At 51.7% G+C, this 20,322-nt stretch carries 19 protein-coding genes and 1 other annotated feature; of the genes, 8 read left to right on the top strand and 11 right to left on the bottom strand.

The annotated features are described in order from the left end of the window. The first annotated feature begins 269 nt into the window (after positions 1–269). Complete coding sequence (locus tag NST37_RS11285; RefSeq protein WP_039070924.1) at positions 270–1,016, top strand: PIG-L deacetylase family protein; 747 nt, start codon at positions 270–272, stop codon at positions 1,014–1,016. 81 nt (positions 1,017–1,097) lie between these two features. Here NST37_RS11285 and NST37_RS11280 read toward each other — a convergent pair whose 3' ends face one another. From NST37_RS11280 to NST37_RS11250, 7 genes are all read right to left on the bottom strand, one after another. Continuing rightward, a complete protein-coding gene (locus tag NST37_RS11280; protein ID WP_003387128.1) occupies positions 1,098–1,700 on the bottom strand; it encodes a genetic competence negative regulator in 603 nt (200 codons plus the stop codon). A gap of 278 nt (positions 1,701–1,978) precedes the next feature. Then, positions 1,979–2,401 (bottom strand): hypothetical protein, encoded by a 423-nt coding sequence (locus NST37_RS11275; protein WP_003387129.1) that lies wholly within the window; start codon positions 2,399–2,401, stop codon positions 1,979–1,981. 118 nt (positions 2,402–2,519) lie between these two features. Next, positions 2,520–3,422 (bottom strand): NAD(P)/FAD-dependent oxidoreductase, encoded by a 903-nt coding sequence (locus tag NST37_RS11270; RefSeq protein WP_003387130.1) that lies wholly within the window; start codon positions 3,420–3,422, stop codon positions 2,520–2,522. 59 nt (positions 3,423–3,481) lie between these two features. Continuing rightward, a complete protein-coding gene (locus NST37_RS11265) occupies positions 3,482–4,246 on the bottom strand; it encodes a LysM peptidoglycan-binding domain-containing protein (RefSeq protein WP_122958403.1) in 765 nt (254 codons plus the stop codon). After that, positions 4,243–4,815: a type II CAAX endopeptidase family protein gene (locus NST37_RS11260; RefSeq protein ID WP_227277478.1), complete on the bottom strand. Its 573-nt coding sequence runs from the start codon at positions 4,813–4,815 to the stop codon at positions 4,243–4,245. Before NST37_RS11260 ends, NST37_RS11265 begins: the two co-directional genes overlap by 4 nt. Before the next feature lie 5 nt (positions 4,816–4,820). Continuing rightward, a complete protein-coding gene (locus tag NST37_RS11255) occupies positions 4,821–6,404 on the bottom strand; it encodes an ATP-dependent DNA helicase RecQ (RefSeq protein WP_122958405.1) in 1,584 nt (527 codons plus the stop codon). Continuing rightward, positions 6,385–7,518: a helix-turn-helix domain-containing protein gene (locus NST37_RS11250; RefSeq protein WP_003387137.1), complete on the bottom strand. Its 1,134-nt coding sequence runs from the start codon at positions 7,516–7,518 to the stop codon at positions 6,385–6,387. Before NST37_RS11250 ends, NST37_RS11255 begins: the two co-directional genes overlap by 20 nt. 104 nt (positions 7,519–7,622) lie before the next feature. On the opposite strand from NST37_RS11250, the gene NST37_RS11245 reads away from it, so the two are divergent. The 7 genes from NST37_RS11245 (at position 7,623) to NST37_RS11215 (ending at position 15,065) form a co-directional block, all read left to right on the top strand. Next, entirely contained in the window at positions 7,623–8,534 is a 912-nt protein-coding gene (locus tag NST37_RS11245) for a hypothetical protein (RefSeq protein ID WP_003387143.1), read from the top strand. Positions 8,535–8,637: 103 nt separating this feature from the next. Further along, positions 8,638–8,847 (top strand): ferredoxin, encoded by a 210-nt coding sequence (locus tag NST37_RS11240; RefSeq protein ID WP_003387144.1) that lies wholly within the window; start codon positions 8,638–8,640, stop codon positions 8,845–8,847. Between the two features lie 124 nt (positions 8,848–8,971). Further along, positions 8,972–9,904 carry a manganese-dependent inorganic pyrophosphatase gene (locus tag NST37_RS11235; protein ID WP_003387145.1) on the top strand — a complete coding sequence of 311 codons (933 nt, stop codon included), beginning with the start codon at positions 8,972–8,974 and terminating at the stop codon, positions 9,902–9,904. A 326-nt stretch (positions 9,905–10,230) separates the two neighbouring features. Further along, positions 10,231–10,477, top strand: a binding site (T-box leader). Between the two features lie 162 nt (positions 10,478–10,639). Continuing rightward, positions 10,640–11,794 carry an alanine--glyoxylate aminotransferase family protein gene (locus NST37_RS11230; RefSeq protein ID WP_031933253.1) on the top strand — a complete coding sequence of 385 codons (1,155 nt, stop codon included), beginning with the start codon at positions 10,640–10,642 and terminating at the stop codon, positions 11,792–11,794. Further along, on the top strand, positions 11,787–13,370 hold the full coding sequence (gene serA, locus NST37_RS11225; RefSeq protein ID WP_003387147.1) for a phosphoglycerate dehydrogenase: 1,584 nt from the start codon (positions 11,787–11,789) through the stop codon (positions 13,368–13,370). The genes NST37_RS11230 and serA overlap by 8 nt, the downstream gene beginning before the upstream one ends. Positions 13,371–13,493: 123 nt before the next feature. Next, positions 13,494–14,774: an ArsB/NhaD family transporter gene (locus tag NST37_RS11220; protein ID WP_003387148.1), complete on the top strand. Its 1,281-nt coding sequence runs from the start codon at positions 13,494–13,496 to the stop codon at positions 14,772–14,774. Between the two features lie 15 nt (positions 14,775–14,789). Next, entirely contained in the window at positions 14,790–15,065 is a 276-nt protein-coding gene (locus NST37_RS11215; RefSeq protein ID WP_003387149.1) for a hypothetical protein, read from the top strand. 259 nt (positions 15,066–15,324) lie between these two features. Here NST37_RS11215 and NST37_RS11210 read toward each other — a convergent pair whose 3' ends face one another. The 4 genes from NST37_RS11210 to ccsB all read right to left on the bottom strand — a co-directional run bounded on the left by NST37_RS11210 (position 15,325) and on the right by ccsB (position 20,309). Continuing rightward, positions 15,325–16,461 (bottom strand): HAD hydrolase-like protein, encoded by a 1,137-nt coding sequence (locus NST37_RS11210; RefSeq protein WP_003387150.1) that lies wholly within the window; start codon positions 16,459–16,461, stop codon positions 15,325–15,327. Between the two features lie 19 nt (positions 16,462–16,480). Further along, positions 16,481–18,259, bottom strand: coding sequence for an ATP-binding protein (locus NST37_RS11205; RefSeq protein WP_122958410.1), 1,779 nt, complete (start codon positions 18,257–18,259; stop codon positions 16,481–16,483). Continuing rightward, complete coding sequence (locus NST37_RS11200) at positions 18,260–18,976, bottom strand: response regulator transcription factor (RefSeq protein WP_003387153.1); 717 nt, start codon at positions 18,974–18,976, stop codon at positions 18,260–18,262. 103 nt (positions 18,977–19,079) lie between these two features. Next, entirely contained in the window at positions 19,080–20,309 is a 1,230-nt protein-coding gene (ccsB, locus tag NST37_RS11195; RefSeq protein WP_003387154.1) for a c-type cytochrome biogenesis protein CcsB, read from the bottom strand. Positions 20,310–20,322 lie beyond the last annotated feature (13 nt).

The following is a 20,322-nucleotide window of genomic DNA, read 5'->3' as shown; positions in this document are numbered from 1 at the left end:
GAAGATGAAAATTCCCTTTTCATGCGGAATAGGCACTTTCGGGCTAGACCCGGCACGTTTTTTTCAGCAGTTTATTCAGCAGGTAAATATGCTTGAAAGCCTGTCCTGACAGCAAATTCAAGGGAGGCTGCTCCTCCTTTCAGACGTGTCGTTAGCTTGCCCATTTTATTGGAAAAACATTACCTTTGCTGCACTTCCCCGACTGTCAAAACCGATTTTCTGTGCCATAATATAGATTATCACCCCATGCTGCCTAACGGAGGTTCATCATGAAAGAGAAAAGAATCTTGTTCGTTTTTGCTCACCCCGATGACGAAACGTTTACCTCTGGCGTCACGATCTGCAAGTACGCATCCCAGCCCGATGTATCCATACATCTTTTGTGCGCAACCCGAGGAGAGGCAGGCAAGCCCGGAGATCCGCCCATCTGCACGATGGAGGAGCTGCCGGCGGTACGGGAAGCCGAATTGCGAAAGGCTGCTTCCATCCTCGGCATTTCCCGTGTGGAATTCATGGGCTACCGAGACAAAGAACTATCGAATATCCCTCCGGCGGAGCTAGAGCAGAAGATCAATGAAGCGATTGAGCGGATCAAGCCACAGGTCGTCATTACATTTGCTCCGCATGGCATCTCCGGCCATCCGGACCATCAGGCGATATCAGCCGCAACTACGAGCGCGGTTCAAGCCTTGCCTGCCGGCTCAGTTACCCAGAAACTGTATTATGTTACTCATGCTGCGGACCAGAATTTCGGCATAGCGTCACCTCCCTATACCGATCCGATCGACAGCATCACTACGATTATTTCCGCGCCTGCTTATGTACCGCAGGTAGCCCAAGCACTGGCCGCCCACCGGACACAGCACCTGTCCGTCAGCCGTGTCTTCCCTGGCGTCCTGCAGGGCGATACGACTTATGTTCGTACAGTCAATCACTTCATTCTCGTCGGCGACCGTCCCCGGGAAACCTCTGTAGAGGAAAAGGAAACAGACCTTTTCAGCGGCATAACGACGTAGAAGCCTACATTTTGATGAAAACAGGAAAAGCACCTAGTTGCGCAACTAGGTGCTGTTTTCACGCGTATATGCGGAAGTTCGTTAGGTAAAGTGCCTGCATATTTCCTTGACAGCATCATCTGCGACAACCACTTTCCCGTATTCCTCCAAAACGTATACGGTCGTTGGCGTCGCCTCTCCATATTCCGAGAGGATCGCAATCATTTTCTGGTAGCGGTCCTGATCCAGGTCGAGCTCTTCCAGTACCAAATAGTATTTCCCTTGATAGAAATAAGCTGCGCCTCCGTTGATCAGGAATGCGTTTATACGATGAGCGGCTTCAACCAGGTGCTCAAAGTCGCGGAAAGAATAAATGACAAGATCGCTTTCCTCGAGTGTGACCTCGAGTTCGTACACATCGTCCTCGTCGTACTCTTCCTCATCTTTTTCAGTCTTTGAGCCTGTTTTTCCGCGAGTTACGATTACGACCATCCCCTGAGCTGGCAAGGCAAACACTTCAACGGCGACAGGACCCGACACCTCGAAACCAAGTTCCTGGTAAGCCTGCTCCATCATATCGTTGAACAGTTCATGAACTTTGGGAATGTCACGCCACATGTCCTCTTTTTCGATTCCTCGTTCCGACAAATCGTCGAACGTGAGAAAGATTCGTATCTTGTCTTGACCAAGGCGTTCAACACGCATGACCGTCCCCTCCTCGCCATCCAGTCGTACTACAAATTATGAATGAAAGCCTGTAAGAGTTCTCCGCATTTTCCGACGAATACCTGGCAGCGGATGACCCAATTTCCTACATTTCGGTCATACCTATATCATATCACATTTATGGACAAGTACATAGCGCTCTACCTGTCTTTTCAATCGGGGAGAACACTTTGACCGTGTCGAAAGCTAGCGAACTGTCACCTTTGCAAGGTTGGGGGATGTCGCTTCCTGCGCTTTCCCAGGAAAGATTTTCGCACTCATTTCTTTCGCGTCAGTTGAGTGATTTCCGTATAGAGTGCCCTTCGCCGTATGAGCTTGATTATTGAAAACAACAAGAGAAAGATGAGCAGTACAGCTGTCGGGCCGGGCATCTTCACATACTGGATGTAGGCAATCAGCGAGAAATACCCGCACATCATCAGATGCAAGAAGCTGTCCATGGAGAGAGGCCGCTGCGTCAACCGGAGAAAATGGCCTACAAATGGTTTTCCCCACAGGAGCGAAGCAATTAAAAACAAGGAAACAGAGATGATCAATTCGATGGGCTTAAACAACAGTAATGTCATCCCTTCTCCCAAGCCGCGTGCAGCCAGCTCCTTGACGGGAAACAATTTGTAAGCGCCATTCATAGACCACCAGGCAAGAACGCCGGCTATCAAATCCTTCAGGTACGCCGTCACTTCTCCCCCATCCTCCTCAATACCATACTTGCTATCAAATTATATGGCGTTCCTATTCACTTGTGCCTATCAACCCATGAAAAAAGATTGCACCTGTCAAAATGCAATCCGTCTACACCTAATCTTGTTGTAGCAACCGTTTATGTATCCAAATGGCCGCCTGGGAACCATCCCCCATAGCGATGGCTACCTGCTGAGAATGGGCAGCAACGTCACCGATCGCCCAAATGCCGGGATAGCTTGTCTCTTTCGTGCGGGGATTCACGATTGCATGCCCTTTCTCATTCATCTCAACCGGAAACGCCCGCAGCAAATGGGATTGTGCACGTGCTCCTGGGAATGCGAGAAAAACTCTGGACAGCTCGACCTGCTCTCCGGTTGCCAAATGCAAGCACCGCACTTCACCGGCTTGATGTTCAAGCGACACTACCGGTTCAAAGCAACAGGGGTACGAAGAGTTCTTGGCGCTGTCAACGTCCGCTGTTTCTTCCTCCGTGCTCGAGATGAAAAGCTGCAGCTTGTCCGTATAATAAGAAAGCGCATTTGCCATCTGAACTGCCTGCCTTGCCCGGCCGATCACCCCTGTTTGCTTGCCGACGGTTTCATACCCGTCACAATCAGGACAGATGAAAGCCGAGATGCCGAGGCACTCGTGCAATCCGTCGATATCAGGGAACGGGTCTGCGATTCCCGTTGCCAGCACGATTGTGCGCCCCCGGATTGTACTACGCGTACGTCTCGTTTCTACGCGAAAGAGCTGATCAGCATCCTGAACAAGGGAGACCACTTCATCCTCGAAGTACTCCGCTCCATAGCGCATCGCATGCGTCCGTCCTGCCTGCCGCAATTCGTCGCCACTGATTCCGGCGGGAAAGCCCAACAGGTTTCGATACCTCTTGGCCGCAGACGAACGCCCGCCACCGTCATCGATCACCGCTACCTTTCGCAGGCTTCGGCTCAATTGAATGGCAGCCTGCCAGCCAGCGATCCCGCCGCCAATTATCACGGTGTCAAATGTCAATGGTCATTCCACCTCGTCTGTCTGGTTTCCGTTATTTTTCCCCAGACATCCCCGGCTCATTACCGGGAAAGCGGAATTTGTACGATTTGCCCTTCCAAAAGCTGTGCTTCCGCGCTGATCCCGTTGTAACTTGCAATTTTCTTTACCCCGCTGTTATGGCCGTAGTACATCCGGGAAAGCTGAAACAGCGTCTCCCCTTTTTTCACTTTATGCTGTTTTACTTCGGATTGCGGCGAAGAAGCCTGTTGCTTTTCCACAGCGGCAGGCTTGTCTTCCGGTTTGGTCGCCGGGGAACTGCTGCCGCTTCCCTGATGGGCTTCCGAAGCAGCCTTCTCTGCTTGTTTTTCTCCTCCCGCAACAGCATTGGTCTCCGCTTGGCTCGCAGAAGGAGACTGGGAGGCAGAACCGAGCTTTTGTGATCCAGGCGACTGGTTTTCCGCATTTTGCTGTTGCCCAGGGGTTGACGAGTCTTGGCCCGACGCCGTATCTGCCTGTGGATGTACCGCTCCCTCTGCTGAGGCTTCGACTGGCCCCCTCTCTGCTTGCGAAGATTCTGTTCCCTGCGAACTCTCTACAAAGGAAACGGCACCTGGCACTGCTTGTGACGCCTTGTACAATTCGAATCCGATCAGAATCAAAAACAAAGTTCCAAAGACAGCAAGCCCTGATTGCAGGATGGTCCTGTAAGAAAAGGCTGGCATCTTCACCTGACCGGCCTGCTTGTGCTTTGTTCTCCTGGGGGGCAAGCCTCCATGCTGAGCGTTTGCTCCGTACTCAAAGCTTTCTATGCTCTCGGGCTGTTTTTTGTTCTCGTTTGGTGTCACTCCAGGTTCCTCCTCTCACGGGAATATCCATGTTGAATATAGAAGGCCAACAAAAGGTCAATGACGATGTGGGCCAGAATGGACGGAAGCAGGGAACCGCTCGTCTCCATCAGCCACCCCAACAGCCAGCTGGTGACAAATACACTCCCGACAAGCAATGGTTTGGACAAATAGCGGACGTGAACCAGCGTAAAAAGAACGCTCGTCCACACATTGCCGATAACCGGCTGGACGACACCGCGAAACAGCCATTCCTCGCCAATGCCAATGACGCAGCAGAGAACGAACGTGCCGCCGATAGAGAGCCCGGAAAAAATGCGTTCATTGATACTCCCGTCGTCCTGCCAGCGAGGAGGCAAAAAACGGTCCATGCCAATGCTTGACCCGACGACGACAGCAGCAACCCCTATCGCCCACATCAACGACCCGATGCCTGGAAAGCGAAACAGGGAAAGCGTGTCTGCCCATCCGTGGACAAAGAGGCTGCCGATCAGGGCCACACCAATGACGACGACTTGTGTCAGCCAGAGATTAAATCGCAATGTCGCATCGTCCAGACCATGGTGCACGCGCTTCAAAAGATGCTTCCTCCCTTTTTATTCGGCAAAAGCTTTTCCAATGCCTTCCTCAGATTCCATGCGTTTTTCCCTGTTCTTTCCGTTCGCGATCCGGACTTGTCCAAATAGGCGGATCTGTCCAACCCGCAATGACTGCAGCAGGCAGCCGATGAAGTATGATCGAGCTCGCCAAAGTATCTATTTAATCGCATCCGATAGCATTCGTTCCCTTCGAGCCAGCGAAGCATTTCCAACAGTTTTTGACGCTTTAGCCATTTCGGCTTTTCCATCGCTTCGATCATTTGGGATGCTTTTTCGGCGAGGTTCCCCATCTGCGAGGCATCACTCAGTTCATAGCGGTATTCTTCTCGTCCCGCTGCCACGTCACTGACGATCCCCGCTAGCTCTGCATAGAAAAATAAGAGAGCTGCCATCTCTTCCGGGATGTCATGCATCGCAAGCTCGGAGATGGGCTTGGTCCCTGCCTGGGAAAGCCCTTGCAAAAACCGAAGCGCCTGCTCCGTGGTGGGATACTCCTTCTCCTGCAGATGGGTGTGAATCAGCCTGTCTTCCGGGACGTAGTAAAGCCCGGCATAGCCTGCTTTTCCATCCCTTCCGACTCTGCCGATCTCCTGCGCATAGGCTTCCAGACTTGGCGGAAAGTGATAGTGCAGAACAAAGCGGATATCGGATTTGTCGATTCCCATGCCAAACGCATTGGTAGCTATGATGGCATCGAGCTCCCCCCGCAAAAACTGCGTTTGCACAACCATTCTCTCCATGCTGCTCATCCCGCCGTGATAGCCATGCACACTTTTTTTCCCGGAAAGCTGATACTCCGCAACGAGCAGTTCCACTGTTTGCCGGGTACTGCAATAAACGATTCCCGGTCCTTGCAATTCGTCTATGGATTTTTTCACCATCTGTCTGCGATCCGCTTCGGACTCAGCCAGGATGACGTCTATGGCGATATTTTCCCGATTGAGCGGCTGGGTAATGACATTTTCCTGCTTGATGTCAAAGAGATCGCAAATCTCCGCTTTCACCCCTGGCGTCGCCGTTGCCGTCACTGCCAGCACAGGAGGCGATCCCAAGCTTTGTACCACCTGTGGCAGACGCAAATAATCGGTGCGAAAATCATGGCCCCACTGCGAAATGCAATGGGCTTCATCAATCGCGAGCATAGATACGCCAGCGCGAACCAGCGCTTTTTGAACTGCGGAATTTTGCAATTTTTCCGGTGATACATAAATGAGCTTGTACGCTCCGCGGCTGATTTCAAACAGGCGCTCCCGCGTCTCTGCAGGCTCCATAGTGCTATTGATGTACGCAGCGGGGATTTTTCTCTTCCCGCGAAGCTGCTGCACCTGATCGGTCATCAAAGAGATTAGCGGGGAAACGACGACTGCCGTCCCTGGCAAATAAAGCGCAGGAAGCTGATATGTCACGGACTTACCTCCCCCCGTAGCCATCAGTCCCAGCACGTTTTCGCCTCGGAGAATCCGCTCGATGATTTCCCACTGTCCCGGACGAAAAGAGGAGTAGCCGAAATGACGCTTCAGAAGATCCCCGAGTCTTAGGTCAAGCGTCTCTTTTTGCATCTTCTTCTCCTCCTTTCTTTCTTGCCAGCGCCAGTCGGATTTGCAGATACGAAACGCCCGGGCCGAGCTGGTCTTTAATGAGTCTCAACCTGCTCGTCCCAAGCCGCTCACTGATTTTGACAATTTCTTCTGCCAGTTCAGCTGAAAGATATCGCGAGCCGTCCCACTCCGGGCAGCGCAAAGCGATTTCCACCAGGTGGTCTTCGACCGTACTCGGCTTGATGCCCCGCCTATTGGCAATCTGCTCGATGCTGCTTCCCTGTTTGGCCAATACGTATGTCAAAGATGCGCTTTCAGTCAGACGCGGGTCTTTTCCCCCCTCATTTTTCAGCAAAGCAGACAGCAGGGGGAACTCAGCGCGATTGTCCTGAATCGTACGGATCATCCGAGCCAGCCCGCAGCGAATCTGCATGTGAATATAAGCTGGAGCTTCCCGTTTTCGCAAACTCAGTTGTGACAGCGTGAGTCCCGACTGGGAAACGCCCGAAAAACGCTGGAAGATCATTTCCTGGACGGACTCAGAAAGCGGAGACATGGAACAGAACAGCTCCTGTGCCAAGCCTTCTGTCCAGCGAGCCCGCCGCTCCTTGTCCGCCAGACACTCTTTTACCCAGCGCTGGGTGCGTTTTTCCTGGACGATCGGCTGAAAGGAAAGATCGCCTTCCAATAAGTGGGAAACCGTCTGAACGATCAGATGCAGCCGCAGCCAAAACAAATCAATCTGCTCGGCGATATCTGCGGCGGTAAAGGGTTCAAACCAGTACGAAAAGTTGTACTCTCTTTCGCTTTCGGACGCGATTTGAAGAGCTTTTTCCGTCAAGACAAATGACGGTTTTCTTCCACTTTCCGCCCTCTGCATCGGGATCAGCAAAGACTCCTCCTGCAATTTATAAACAATTTTCTCCCAATCCTCTTTCAAAAGACGGGGAAACATCCGATAATACGGATAAAGGCTGTATAAATGAACGTCCTGCAGGGTCTGGTTTGCTTTTCTGCCACGCAGTATGTAATAAAGGGCCTGAACCGTCCGCTCGCCTGCCAAGGGAAGCATCCCTGTAATGGTCAGCGAACGTATGAAAGCCCATTCCCGATCATGAAGAGTTGAACTGCTCATGAGTACTCCTTTTCCATATCGGGATACAGACCCGTGTATGATTGCTCTCCTGCTGCCAACACGAGACTCATCCCTTAATCGTACCAACAACTGTGGAGGATTGTATGAACAAGCGTCTGTCGAAGTCAGAATTTATCTTTGCCTACATGATCATCATAACACTTGCTTGCTTTGTTGGCGGATTTTTTTTCGGTGCCTACTATATGAAATCAAAGATTGAAGCACAGCAAGCAGCCGTTCTCGAACAGCAGAAGCTGGAAGCAGAACGGGAACGCCAGTTGCGCGAGCAAAAGCTGTACAGCGAACAGGACTTTATCCGTTTTTACTACGCCGTTTATGCTCCTGTGCAGGAATTGAAACGAGCGCATTTTGAGAAGATGGCAGCTTGGCCGAATCTGGACAAGTCCGCGCAAAAGGATGCGTTGGAGCAACTGGTCGAAGCCGCAAAGCAGACTGGCAAACAGTTGGACAAAGAAGTTCCCTTGCCAACCTCTCCTCTTCTCGTTCAGGCACACAGCCAATTTAATACTGGGGTGCGGGCTTATTTGGATGGTATGAAGCAATTGCTCTCCGATCAGAATAGTAATGCTCTCTCTCCGGCTGCAATCTCTTCTCGGCTGTCCTTGGACGGCTGGTTCAAGGGAAGCGAGCAGTTCTACCATTCATTGGCCGTTTGGGAGTCGGCGTACGTTACAAAGCAGACGCTCCCAAAAGACGTCCCAGCCAATGTGAGCGCAGACCAATGGAAGCAGTTGCCGTTCCACTACAAGACGTACATCGCGGCTCATTCCATCAGCGCCCATAAAAAATGGGAGAGCTACAGCCCGGAGGATTTGACCGCTCGTCTCGACTTGCTGTTTGGTTCTGACGATGCCAAGAACTTGGGTATAAAAGACGTTGACGCCGCAGTTCGCCTGTTGACAGCGACTGATGCGGTGCACAGCGGAGATTTTAAAGAGGTACAAGGCAAGCATTACAGCAGCCTGAAGGCACCTGAGATACCGCTTTATCGATAGTCGTACATTTTTAGATACGATTCATTCTTGAAATCTTTCCAGACAGAGCATACAATGAGTTATGACAGTGGACGTACCATCAGGTATGGGAGGTGAAACCACGATGACCACATGGGTAGATAAAGAAACCTGTATCGCTTGCGGTGCTTGTGGCGCAACGGCTCCTGACGTTTTCGATTACGATGACGAAGGCCTTGCTTTCAACAAGATCGACGATAACACCAATAGTGCTGAGATTCCGGAAATCCTTTTTGACGACGTTCGCGACGCGGCTGAAGGATGCCCTACTGATTCCATTAAAGTGGAAGAGTAAGATTCCCAGCTCACAAAAAACCGCTCACCGCTCTTCAGCTGTGGGGGGTTTTTTCATTTTCATCGCATTTCTCCCCCTTTTCATGGTATAATTTTCTCGCCAAAAACAACGAAGGAGCATTAGAATGGGAAAAACGCTTATTTTCGGACATAAAAATCCGGACACTGATTCCATTTGTTCTGCAATTGTATATGCGGATCTCAAAACCAAGCTGGGTGCAGATGTGGAGCCCGTTCGCCTGGGCGAGATCAGCAGCGAAACGCAATTTGTGCTGGATACGTTCAAAGTAGATGCCCCCCGCCTGGTCGAGACCGTGGCAAACGAAGCAAACGAGGTCATCCTGGTAGACCATAACGAGCGCCAGCAAAGTGCAAACGACATTGATAAGGTCCAAGTAGTCGAAGTCATCGACCACCATCGAATCGCCAACTTTGAAACGAGCAATCCTCTGTATTACCGGGCCGAACCAGTCGGCTGCACAACGACCATCCTGAAAAAGCTGTACAAGGAACACGGCGTTGAAATTTCGAAGACAATGGCTGGGCTGATGCTGTCTGCGATTATTTCCGATACGCTGCTGTTGAAATCCCCTACTTGCACGGAGCAGGACGTAGCGGCAGCCCATGAATTGGCGGAGATTGCCGGAGTCGATCTGAATGCGTACGGCCTGGATATGCTGAAAGCCGGTGCCGATTTGAGTACGAAATCGATCGCCCAGCTGATCTCTCTTGACTCGAAGGAATTCCAGATGGGCAGCTACAAGGTGGAAATTGCTCAGGTAAATGCAGTCGATGTGAACGACGTTCTGGCACGCAAAGCGGAGCTGGAAGAAGCACTTTCTGCAATTATCTCCGACAAGGGCCTGGATTTGTTCCTGTTCGTGGTAACCGATATTTTGAACAACGATTCCATCGGCCTTGCTCTTGGACGCGCTTCGAATGCGGTAGAAAAGGCATACAACGTCAGCCTTGTTGATAATCAGGCGGTACTGAAAGGCGTCGTGTCACGGAAAAAACAAATCGTACCTGTTCTGACGGATACGCTGACCAACATGTAACCACTCTCCCCTGCATCACTTCCTTTCGTAAGCACTTGAGAAAAATGCCCTGTACCCTTCTGTGAGCTGACGGTAAAGGGCATTTTTCTTCAATGGGCATTCGATCAAGCAAAACCCGAACATTTTCCGAGCAAAAACCCATTTTATAGGAAACTTATTACTTAACGTTCGGTTTTAGGTTATTTTCATTAATCCCTTTTGGTAAAACCCCCTATATTTCACGAACTATATATTGTTTTTTTGTATCAATGTTCTTTTTTTCTGTTTTTTGTGCTTGACGACTATAATTACCCGTGTTATCGTAGATACAAATCTTAGCGAATACTTCAACAACGGTGACGAAGATAGGCCTAGCCCGGAAACCCTCAGAGAGCCGATGGTAGCTGCGAATCGGTGGTTCCGCACTAGGATGAGCACTTCCGAGTTGTTGCGCTGAACCGATATCCCGGGTATCGCAGTAGGCGCGAACGGTAGATCCGTTATCTCTCAGGTCTTGTACCTGCCAAGGTCTTTCTTTGCGAGAAGAAGGACAAATGAGGGTGGCACCGCGAAGCATAGCCTCTCGTCCCTCACTGTTTCCAAGCTGGGAGCAGTGTGGGAACGGGAGGCTTTTTTGCATTCAGCAAATGTTTGCCTGCACTTTCGATTTGCTATTTTCATGGCGATCTTCGATGCTCGAACCGTCATGTTGCTTACTTTCCACTCACAGATCGATAACCAAGGAGGAGAGAAACCATGTTTGCAGACAAAATGATTTTGAGAATACCAGGTCCTACCCCGATCCCGCCCCGTGTCCAACAAGCGATGAATCAGCCGATGATCGGCCATCGCAGCGGACAATTTTCCGATTTGTTTGCCAGTACGGCAGAGCGGCTGCGTCCCTACTTCGGGACATCGGGAGACGTCTTTATCCTGGCCGGCAGCGGTACGAGCGCACTGGAAATGAGCGTGGTGAATACGCTTCAGCCTGGCGAAGAGGCCGCCGTACTGGTCAGCGGCGCATTCGGCGAGCGTTTTGCCAAAATTTGCGAGCGATACGGCATCGTGGTGCATCGCCTGGAGGTTCCTTGGGGCGAGGCTGTCACAGCAGAAAAGCTGGCGACGTTCCTGGCGAATAAACCGTCTGTGCAAGCGGTATTTGCAACATATTGCGAAACCTCAACAGGGGTACAAAATCCAATCCGCGAGCTTGCACAAGTCGTTCGCGAAAAATCCGATGCCCTCTTTATCGTCGATGCAGTCAGCTGCCTTGGCGCGGTCGCTTGCGAAATGGACGAATGGGGCGTAGACATCGTGGTTACCGGCTCGCAAAAGGCATTCATGCTGCCTACGGGACTTGCTTTTCTGGCAGCGAGCAAGCGGGCATGGGAAGTGATTGACAGGAAAAAGCCACTCGCCTTTTACCTGGATCTCAAAGCGTACCGGAAGAGCTTCGCTGACAAAACAACTCCGTACACACCAGCCGTCTCGCTCGTTTTTGGCCTGGCAGAGGTATGCAATATGCTCGAGGAAGAGGGATTGCCGGCGATCATCAAACGTCACGAGCTCATGCGTGATATGACCCGTGCAGCGATGCGTGCGCTGAACATCCCATTGATGGCCCAGGATGAATTCGCTGCCGCTACCGTTACTTCTTGCCATCCGCAGGATGCATTCGACCCCGAGCAGTTGAGAAAGGTGCTGAAAAATCATCACAACATCGTAATTGCCGGCGGTCAGCAGCATCTGAAAGGAAAGATCTTCCGCATCGGCCATATGGGTTATTGCGAACCGCTTGATGTCCTTCAGGTCGTTGCCGCCATTGAATTGTCGCTTCGCCAAATCGGCGCTCCCGCAGAATTGGGAGCCGGTGTAAAAGCTGCCCAGGAGGTGCTCCTTACTCATGTATAAAGTATTGATTACGGATCCGCTCAGCGAATACGGCATCCAACAGCTGTTGGACGCACCAGATGTAGAAGTTGTCCGCAACACAAGCCTCTCCCCTACCGACCTGCTAACGGTCATCGGAGATTACGATGCGCTGCTCGTTCGCAGCCAGACACAGGTCACAGCAGAAGTGCTGGCAGCCGGCAAACGCCTGAAGGCTGTCGGACGCGCCGGTGTCGGTGTGGATAATATTGATGTCAATGCAGCTACGGAAGCCGGTGTCGTCGTCATCAACGCACCAGACGGAAATACGATCTCTACTGCGGAACACTCTTTTGCCATGCTCATGGCTGTCGCCCGCAATATTCCGCAAGCCTACCGAAAACTTGCTGACGGCACGTGGGATCGGAAAAGCTTCCAAGGTGTTGAACTGAACAACAAAGTGCTGGGTGTCATCGGCATGGGACGTATCGGGACCGAGGTAGCCAAAAGGGCAAAAGCGTTCGGGATGACCGTGCTCGGTTACGATCCATTTCTGACTGAGGAGCGTGCCCAAAAGCTGGGTGTTGCCAACGCAACGGTGGACGAAATTTGCCGCCAGGCTGATTTCATTACCGTCCACACTCCGCTGACAAAGGAAACGCGCTACCTGATCAGCAGCAGAGAATTTGCCAAAATGAAGAATGGCGTTCGCCTGATCAACTGCGCACGTGGCGGCATTATCGACGAAAAAGCACTCTACGAAGCGATCCTGACAGGAAAAGTAGCCGGAGCCGCGCTTGACGTATTTGAAGTGGAGCCGCCTGTCGACAACCCGCTGATCGGACTGCCCCAGGTAGTCGTAACGCCACACTTGGGAGCATCCACTGTCGAGGCGCAGGAAAACGTCGCTGTCGACGTATCGGGGGAAATTTTGAAGGTGCTTCGCGGCGAGCCGTTTAAAAATGCGGTCAACCTGCCTTCCATGCCGCCTCATGTAATGGAGCGCCTCCAGCCTTACTTCACCTTGGGCGAAAAACTGGGTCATTTCCTGGCTCAAGTAACGGTTGGTTCTGTTCAGGAAATAGCCATCACATACAGTGGAGAATTGACCGACGTCGACACTGCTCCACTCACCCGGACAGTCGTGAAAGGCGTGCTTTCGTTCCACCTGGGCGAGGAGGTCAATTTCGTAAACGCGCCTCTGCTCGCAAAGGTTCGCGATATCACCGTCACCGAACAAAAAGCGGCTCAGAACAAAGGTTTTACCAATCTGTTGACCGTTACGCTCAAAACGACTCAGCAGTCGCGCAAGGTCGCCGGCACCCGGCTCAACGGTTACGGAGCGCGCATCGTGAAAATCGACGAGTTTGCCATCGACGTGGCTCCAGAAGGCTATCTGCTCTACATTCACCACAACGACCGTCCCGGTGTCATCGGGCGCGTCGGTTCCATCCTCGGTGAAAACGGCGTCAACATCGCCACGATGCAGGTAGGACGCCGTGACATGGGCGGCGATGCGATCATGATGCTGTCTGTGGATAAACCGATTACCGCCGAACTGTTGGACACAATGGGCGAACTTGCTGAAGTGAAAAGTGTGACCCAAATCGAGCTGTAGCCGCCTTATGCTTGCTTTTCCATCCACACGGCCTGGTCTATTGACCAGGCTCTTCCTTTACCCATATTAAAGTTATCGTTATAATTATATCCAGACTAATCCATTCACCGAGAGGAGATTCTTATGGCCACACAAGCGATAATCGCAATCGGCATCTTTTTGGTTACATATGCCTTCATTATCAGCGAAAAGCTTCACCGTACCATTGTCGCCATGTTTGGCGGAATCCTGATGATCCTGTTTGGCGTCATCGATCAGGAGCAGGCCGTGCATCACATTGATTTCAACACCCTCGGCCTTTTGATCGGCATGATGATCCTTGTCGCCATTACAGCGCAAACAGGCGTGTTCAAGTACATGGCGATTCGTGCTGCCAAGGCCGCGAAGGGAGATCCCCTGCGTATCCTGATCTATCTGAGTCTCATTACAGCAGCCGCATCTGCTTTCCTCGACAACGTGACGACTGTTCTGCTGATCGTACCGGTCACATTCAGCATTGCAAGACAACTGCAGGTCAATCCTCTCCCCTATCTGATCTCGGAGATCATTGCCTCGAACGTCGGAGGAACGGCAACGCTGATCGGCGACCCACCGAACATCATGATCGGAAGCTCTGTGCCTGAGCTGGATTTCATGGCGTTTCTGACAAACCTGGCTCCAGTCGTTATCGTCATTATGATTGCAACCGTTTTCTGTTTTGCTCTGATCTATCGAAAGGATCTCAAGACGACGCCGGAACTGAAAACAAAAATTATGAGCCTCAATGAGCTGGATGAGATCACAGACTCCAAGCTGCTCAAAAAATCGCTCACCGTCCTTGGACTTACGATTGTCGGCTTCATGCTCCACGGAATGCTGCATCTCGAATCCGCAACGATTGCCCTTACCGGCGCCTTCCTGCTCCTGCTCATCACTGGTGAGCACTATTTGGAAGAGGCTATCAGCAAAGTGGAATGGACAACCATCTTCTTCTTCGTAGGTCTGTTCGTACTCGTCTCCGGATTGGTGGAAACAGGCGTAATCGCGAAGCTGGCCGCAGAAGCGATCAACCTGACTGGCGGAGATGCCATGAAGACTTCGTTTTTGATCCTCTGGTTGAGTGCGATTGCATCGGCGTTCGTCGACAATATCCCGTTTGTCGCCACGATGATTCCGATGATCAAGGAGATGGGCGCACTGGGAATTACCAATCTGGAGCCGCTCTGGTGGAGCCTGGCATTGGGTGCGTGTCTCGGCGGCAACGGTACGCTGATTGGCGCGAGTGCAAACGTGATTGTGGCCGGCTTGGCGGCCAAGGAAGGACATCACATCAGTTTCGTCGGCTTCCTGAAGGTCGCTTTTCCGCTGATGATCATGTCCATCATCCTGTCGCACGCATACATTTTCCTGCGCTACTTTTTCTAATAAGGAGGATCGGGTATGGTTGCATATACGTTTGATCAGTCCCTGATCGAGATTCAGGAAACGGAAAATGAAAACGATGTTACCTTCTCCATCGAAGTGAAGTCCGAAGACATGCGCAATCGTCTGAAGCAGGTTCGCTCCTATTTTGAGGACAACAAGGACTATACCGATGCCTTTTTCTACTCCCGTCAAGGCGGCTCTTACGAAGTGATCGTGCGTAAGGATGCGGTTATTCCTTTCCTCGTACAAGCCTTCCGCTTCCGCTGTCTGGAATCTCTTCAATGGAAGTAATCAACGAATTTCACTATTAATTGAAAGCAATTGATTGAAAGCATACGAAAAGCCGGTTCTCTGCGAGCCGGCTTTTTTTATTTTTTCACGCATTCGTCATCGCTTGCGATGAGTCCCAAGCAACCTTTTTTTGCTGTCTGACTGCATCCATGCAGCGCCGCGACGCAAGCTGGGAGACGGCTGGAAATGACCCTAACAGCCCCTGATCCTCATTTAAAAAGCCCCGCCAACCACTGCTGACGGAGCCAAACACTTGCCATTATTCAAGAATCGAGAGAATGTCGCGAACATCGTCTAAAATATAGTCCGCTTTTGCGCTTTCGAATTTGCTCCGTGCCGCCTTTCCGGACAAACCTGTCAGTGTTGCAGCAAAACGGCATCCCATCGCCTGTGCGGCCAGCATATCTGCGGGGGAATCTCCGACGATCAACACTTCGTCCCCGTTCGGAACAGGCAGTGCAAAGCTATGGACTTCGCTGTTTGGCGTATCCAGGCCGAGCAGTCCTTTTACATAGCAGAATGGATGCGGCTTGGACAAAGGCGCGTGGGCCGGTGATTCCTTTTCTGCTTCCAGCACATGTGTCGCCGTCACGACACGGTTGGGATCAAACCACTCCAGCAGCTTCAGTTCTCCCAGCGGCACGTGCGTTTCGATAGACGGACGGCCTGTGCCGATTCCCAATGTGTAGCCCTTCTCTTTTAGTGTCCGGAACAGCTGAATCATCTCTTCCGGGCTGACAATCGGGATTTCATCATTCAGAAAGCCTTTCTTGCCGGGCTGCATCGTTTCACGGCCAATCGAAGCCGCGATACGGTCATCACCCAGGTACCACTCCTGAAAGGTCTCCTGGCAGAGCTGCCAGAGGTCGCTGTTTCTGGAAAAGACGTTGGTGACGACACCACACCGTTCGCGGGCGATCTGGTTGAGATACAGGAGCATTTCCGCCTTCTGGGCATTCCCGCGGGAAAAGTCGGTAGTAAACTTCGCATACTCGATCGCAAAGTCCGGAGCGTACTCTTTCGCCCATTCAGCCAGACGCGCCAGCTCTGCACGATTGATTTGTCCAGTCAAAAGATCGGTGACCTTTTGGCCCAATTCCGCTTTCAGCCGCTCACAGAGTCTGATGATCTGATAGGCAACAGTCAAGTAGACCATATCCCAGTTGGAGTTGATCCCTCGCGACTTGATGAAATTGAGCACTTCGTCATTCACAAAAACGAGTTCGCGGACGCGGCGGATGTCTTTTTCTTCCGGTGAAGCGGTAAAGACATCGCCGCTCAACCCGAGATAGAGAGGGCTGTGCAGAAATTCCCACACGGTTAACGCCGAGGCGTCAAAATAGCGCTCTTCGCTCAACATAACACCGTCTACATCAAACAGGATGGTTTTGATCATTCTCTCTCACTCCTCTAAATTATTTCTGTTTCTGTTTGTCAGGCAGGGCTATCGTAAAGGTCGTCCCTTCTCCCAGCTTGCTCTGTACGCCAATCGTGCCTCCGTGTGCCTCGACAATGTTCTTGGCGATTGCCAGGCCCAGACCCGTCCCCCCGGCTTTTCCCCGGGTGCGAGCCTTGTCTGCCTTGTAAAAGCGTTCGAAGACAAACGGAAGGTCTTCCTGGGGAATGCCGCTGCCTGTATCGTTTACTTCCAGGAGGAGTGTCCGATCGCCGCGCGCCCGCAACGTGACATTACCGTTCTCCGGGGTATGGCGGATCGCGTTGTCGATCAAATTGGTCAGCACCTGCTCCATTTTGTCCGGATCGATCCAGATGCTCGTGACAGATGTGTTGATTTCCAGGAGGAGGTGAATCTTTTGCTCCCTGGCCAGATTGACAAACTTGCGCTGAATCCGTTCCAGATACGGGCTGACCTCGACCTTTTCCAGCGAGACCTCCACATGGCCGGCCTCCATCCTTGCCAGATTGAGAAGCTCATTTACCAGCTTGGTCATGCGTACGGACTCGTCGTAAATGATCTGTGCCAGTTCCTTGTGCTCCTCGGGGGTAGCGGCGATGTCATCCACGATCGCTTCGCTATACCCTTGAAGCATCGACAGCGGCGTTCGCAGCTCATGTGAAACATTGGCCACGAAGTCATTGCGCATCTTGTCCAGCTTGCGCTCACGGGTCACCTCGCGGACGACGGCAACCGCCCCGCGGATTTGCTCGCGATCCGTGAGCGGAATCATCACCAGTGACCAGATTCGCCCCTGTGCCGGGATTTCATCTGTCACTTCCTGCCCTGTCTGCACGACCATTTGATAGAACGGGAACAATGGGATAGGCTCGTCTGGATGCTCATAAGTCCAGTCCCGCAAAAAGTGCTCGGCCGGAGGGTTCGTAACGGCAATTTTTCCTTGCTCGTCGATCATGATGACACCGTCAACCATGCTCCTCAAAACACTTGCGAGCTGTTCCTTTTCCTTGGACAAGGCGTCGACCAGCTTGTTCAGATGACTAGCCATGCTGTTGAAAGAAGCCGCCAACTCCCCGATCTCGTCGTTCGTGCGGATGGGGATTTCGGCATGGAAGTCGCCTTCCGCGATGCGGTGGGCTGTCTCTTTCATCTGCCGAAGCGGAAAGGTAATCCGTGAAGACAGGAAGAAGGCAAAGACCGTTGTGGAAATAAAACCGATCACGCCTACTACGAATATCAGCTTTCTGACTTCCTTCACGGTATCGTCAAAATCTTCAATCGCCTGATACATAACAAGTGCGCCCTGCTTGTCCTTCGACAGCTCGATCGGAACAGCCACAGCCAATAGCTGCACGGCTCCATTTCGGTCCGCCGGATTGTGCGAAAAGATAATTCGTTCAGGCGTATGGTGCTTGCCCTGCAGCGCTTCGCCCAGCTTCAGCTCCGGCGCTTCCAGCAGCTGCTCAACAGGGATAAACGAAAAATCGTTTCCCTCGCTCGCCCCGATCGGCTTCCCTTTTTCGTCCACCATGATCAGTCCGGTGCGGTGCACGGCGGAAAAGCTGGCTGCTACTGAGAGAGCCGTCGTTTTATCGGTATAGGCCGACAAGGTTTGCGAGAGGCCTTCTGCCACGTTTTGCAAATTTTTCGTTTGTCGTTGAAAGTAAAAGCTGTCAAAGGACTGTACGATCATCAGACTGAACAGCGTCAGTACGAGAGCGAAAAGCGCGATGATGGTCATCCATAGTTTTCCAACTACGCTGCGAACAATATCCACTTACTTTGGCACCTCAAGCTTGTAGCCGACGCCCCAGACCGTCGCGATCATTTGCGCGGCTGCCGGCGACACGCGGTTCAGTTTTTCCCGAAGCCGTTTGATATGCGTGTCCACTGTGCGCAAATCGCCAAAAAACTCGTAGTGCCAGACGTCTTTCAGCAGCTCTTCGCGAGTGAACACCTTGTCGGGTGAAAGCGCCAAATAATGCAGCAGCTCGTATTCCTTTGGTGTCAAGCTGACCTCCTGTCCGCTTGCAATCACCTTATGCGCGTCGTGATCAATCGTCAGCTCCGGAAAAACGAGAACGGAGTGGCTGTTATAGGTCTCTGTCTTGAGATAAGCCGTTGCTGAAGAACGGCGGAGGATCGCTTTTACACGATAAACGACTTCACGCGGGCTGAACGGTTTGATCACATAGTCATCTACGCCAGCCTCGAAGCCGTGAACGCGATTCGTTTCCTCGCCTTTTGCCGTAAGCATGATGATCGGCGTCGCTTTTCGCTCGCGGATCTTTTGGCATACTTCAATTCCATCCATCCCAGGCAGCATCAGATCAAGCAAAATAATATCGTAATCGGATGTCAAAGCCATCTCCAATGCCTGTTCGCCGTTATCGGCCTCGTCAATCAGAAAAGATTCGCGCTCCAAATACATTCTCAGCAGGCGACGAATGCGCTCCTCGTCGTCAACGACCAAAATGCTTGCTGTTTTTTCCATAAGATCACCTCGTGGCTCCCTTTAAATTCGATCTGTTTCAACAACCGGATGATAGTCTAAAAAGCTGGCATCAAAACCAGCTTTTTAGACATCCAGTTTTCCCTTACACGCCTGCGTAAGAATGCAATCCGGCAATCACCAGATTGACGACGACAAGCGTTATTAAAATGATGACAAATCCGATGACAGACATCCAGGCGGATTTCGCCCCGATCCATCCCCGCGACAAGCGCAAATGCAGGTATGCGCTGTAGAACAGCCATACGATCAGCGCCCATACCTCTTTAGGGTCCCAGCCCCAGAAGCGTCCCCAGGCTTCTTCTGCCCAGATCATCGCGAAGATCAAGGCGCCCAGCGTAAATACGGGGTATCCGATACTGATCGCCCGGTAGCTGATCTCATCGATCAACTCGGGGTCAATGTCTTTGACGGCTGGCTGCATAGCCGCCCCCAACCGTTTGCGCAGGATCAAGCGCAATCCCCCGTACAAAACCAAACCGGAAATCACGGACCAGATCATCGTGTTGAGCTTTCGAGCCGCGTCTTTTCCTTCCATCCAGCTCGGAGCTGTAAACAGCGGTGTCATGGGACCTGCCTGGATAATCTTCGATCCTTCCGGAGCGACGATTGCAGGCAGCGTATACTCTACCTTCATTTTCTCCATTTCACCCTGAAAGTTCAATTGTTCTTTTGGCAATTCGAATACTGTTTTGTGATCCAGGCGCGAAAAAGTAGATTCCATACCGATAAAGCCCACCAGCATCATGACGACTGCCAGAACAATTTCAAGCCAGCGCGTGCTTTTGGTAGCCGCTTCTTGCGGTACCGTACGCACCAGATACATCAAGCCTGCGGCAAAGCCGACAGCGAGAATCCCTTCTCCCAAAGCTGCCGTCGTCACGTGAATATGCAGCCAGTAGCTTTGCAGAGCAGGAATCAAAGGCGTGATTTCCTTTGGAAAAACGTAGGAATAAGCAAGCATGATAACACCGAGCGGCAGAACGAACGCGCCGATCACGGTAAGCTTGTAAATACGATAAATAATCAGATACGCAAGGATAATACAGTAATCCAGGAAGGCCATAAATTCAAACATGTTGCTCGTCGGGCTGTGGCCCCCTGCGATCCAACGGAAAATGACGTACCCGGTCTGGGCGATAAAGCCGATGAGCGCCAGCCAATAGGCGATCCGGCCGTATTTTAATTCATGCTGCTTGGGATCGCGTCCCGCCCAATTTTTCCCCGTCATGGCTACGACAAAAACGATGGACGCCAACACGTACAGCACGAAAGCAATATCCAGCAACCAATCACTTAATTGTACAAGCTGCACGTCTAAAAACCTC

This window comes from Brevibacillus sp. FSL K6-6036 (assembly GCF_037964015.1).
Classification (GTDB): Bacteria; Bacillota; Bacilli; order Brevibacillales; family Brevibacillaceae; genus Brevibacillus; species Brevibacillus borstelensis.
Note: the sequence above shows the minus strand (reverse complement) of the source record. Positions and strands in the feature narration are given on the sequence as shown.

What these genes read in the sequence shown, in the direction of transcription:
- NST37_RS11285 (WP_039070924.1), top strand. Translation starts at nt 270, where the DNA reads ATGAAAGAGAAAAGAATCTTGTTCGTTTTTGCTCACCCCGATGACGAA.
- NST37_RS11280 (WP_003387128.1), bottom strand. Translation starts at nt 1,700, where the DNA reads ATGCGTGTTGAACGCCTTGGTCAAGACAAGATACGAATCTTTCTCACG.
- NST37_RS11255 (WP_122958405.1), bottom strand. Translation starts at nt 6,404, where the DNA reads ATGCAAAAAGAGACGCTTGACCTAAGACTCGGGGATCTTCTGAAGCGT.
- NST37_RS11250 (WP_003387137.1), bottom strand. Translation starts at nt 7,518, where the DNA reads ATGAGCAGTTCAACTCTTCATGATCGGGAATGGGCTTTCATACGTTCG.
- NST37_RS11245 (WP_003387143.1), top strand. Translation starts at nt 7,623, where the DNA reads ATGAACAAGCGTCTGTCGAAGTCAGAATTTATCTTTGCCTACATGATC.
- NST37_RS11240 (WP_003387144.1), top strand. Translation starts at nt 8,638, where the DNA reads ATGACCACATGGGTAGATAAAGAAACCTGTATCGCTTGCGGTGCTTGT.
- NST37_RS11235 (WP_003387145.1), top strand. Translation starts at nt 8,972, where the DNA reads ATGGGAAAAACGCTTATTTTCGGACATAAAAATCCGGACACTGATTCC.
- NST37_RS11230 (WP_031933253.1), top strand. Translation starts at nt 10,640, where the DNA reads ATGTTTGCAGACAAAATGATTTTGAGAATACCAGGTCCTACCCCGATC.
- serA (WP_003387147.1), top strand. Translation starts at nt 11,787, where the DNA reads ATGTATAAAGTATTGATTACGGATCCGCTCAGCGAATACGGCATCCAA.
- NST37_RS11220 (WP_003387148.1), top strand. Translation starts at nt 13,494, where the DNA reads ATGGCCACACAAGCGATAATCGCAATCGGCATCTTTTTGGTTACATAT.
- NST37_RS11215 (WP_003387149.1), top strand. Translation starts at nt 14,790, where the DNA reads ATGGTTGCATATACGTTTGATCAGTCCCTGATCGAGATTCAGGAAACG.
- NST37_RS11210 (WP_003387150.1), bottom strand. Translation starts at nt 16,461, where the DNA reads ATGATCAAAACCATCCTGTTTGATGTAGACGGTGTTATGTTGAGCGAA.
- NST37_RS11200 (WP_003387153.1), bottom strand. Translation starts at nt 18,976, where the DNA reads ATGGAAAAAACAGCAAGCATTTTGGTCGTTGACGACGAGGAGCGCATT.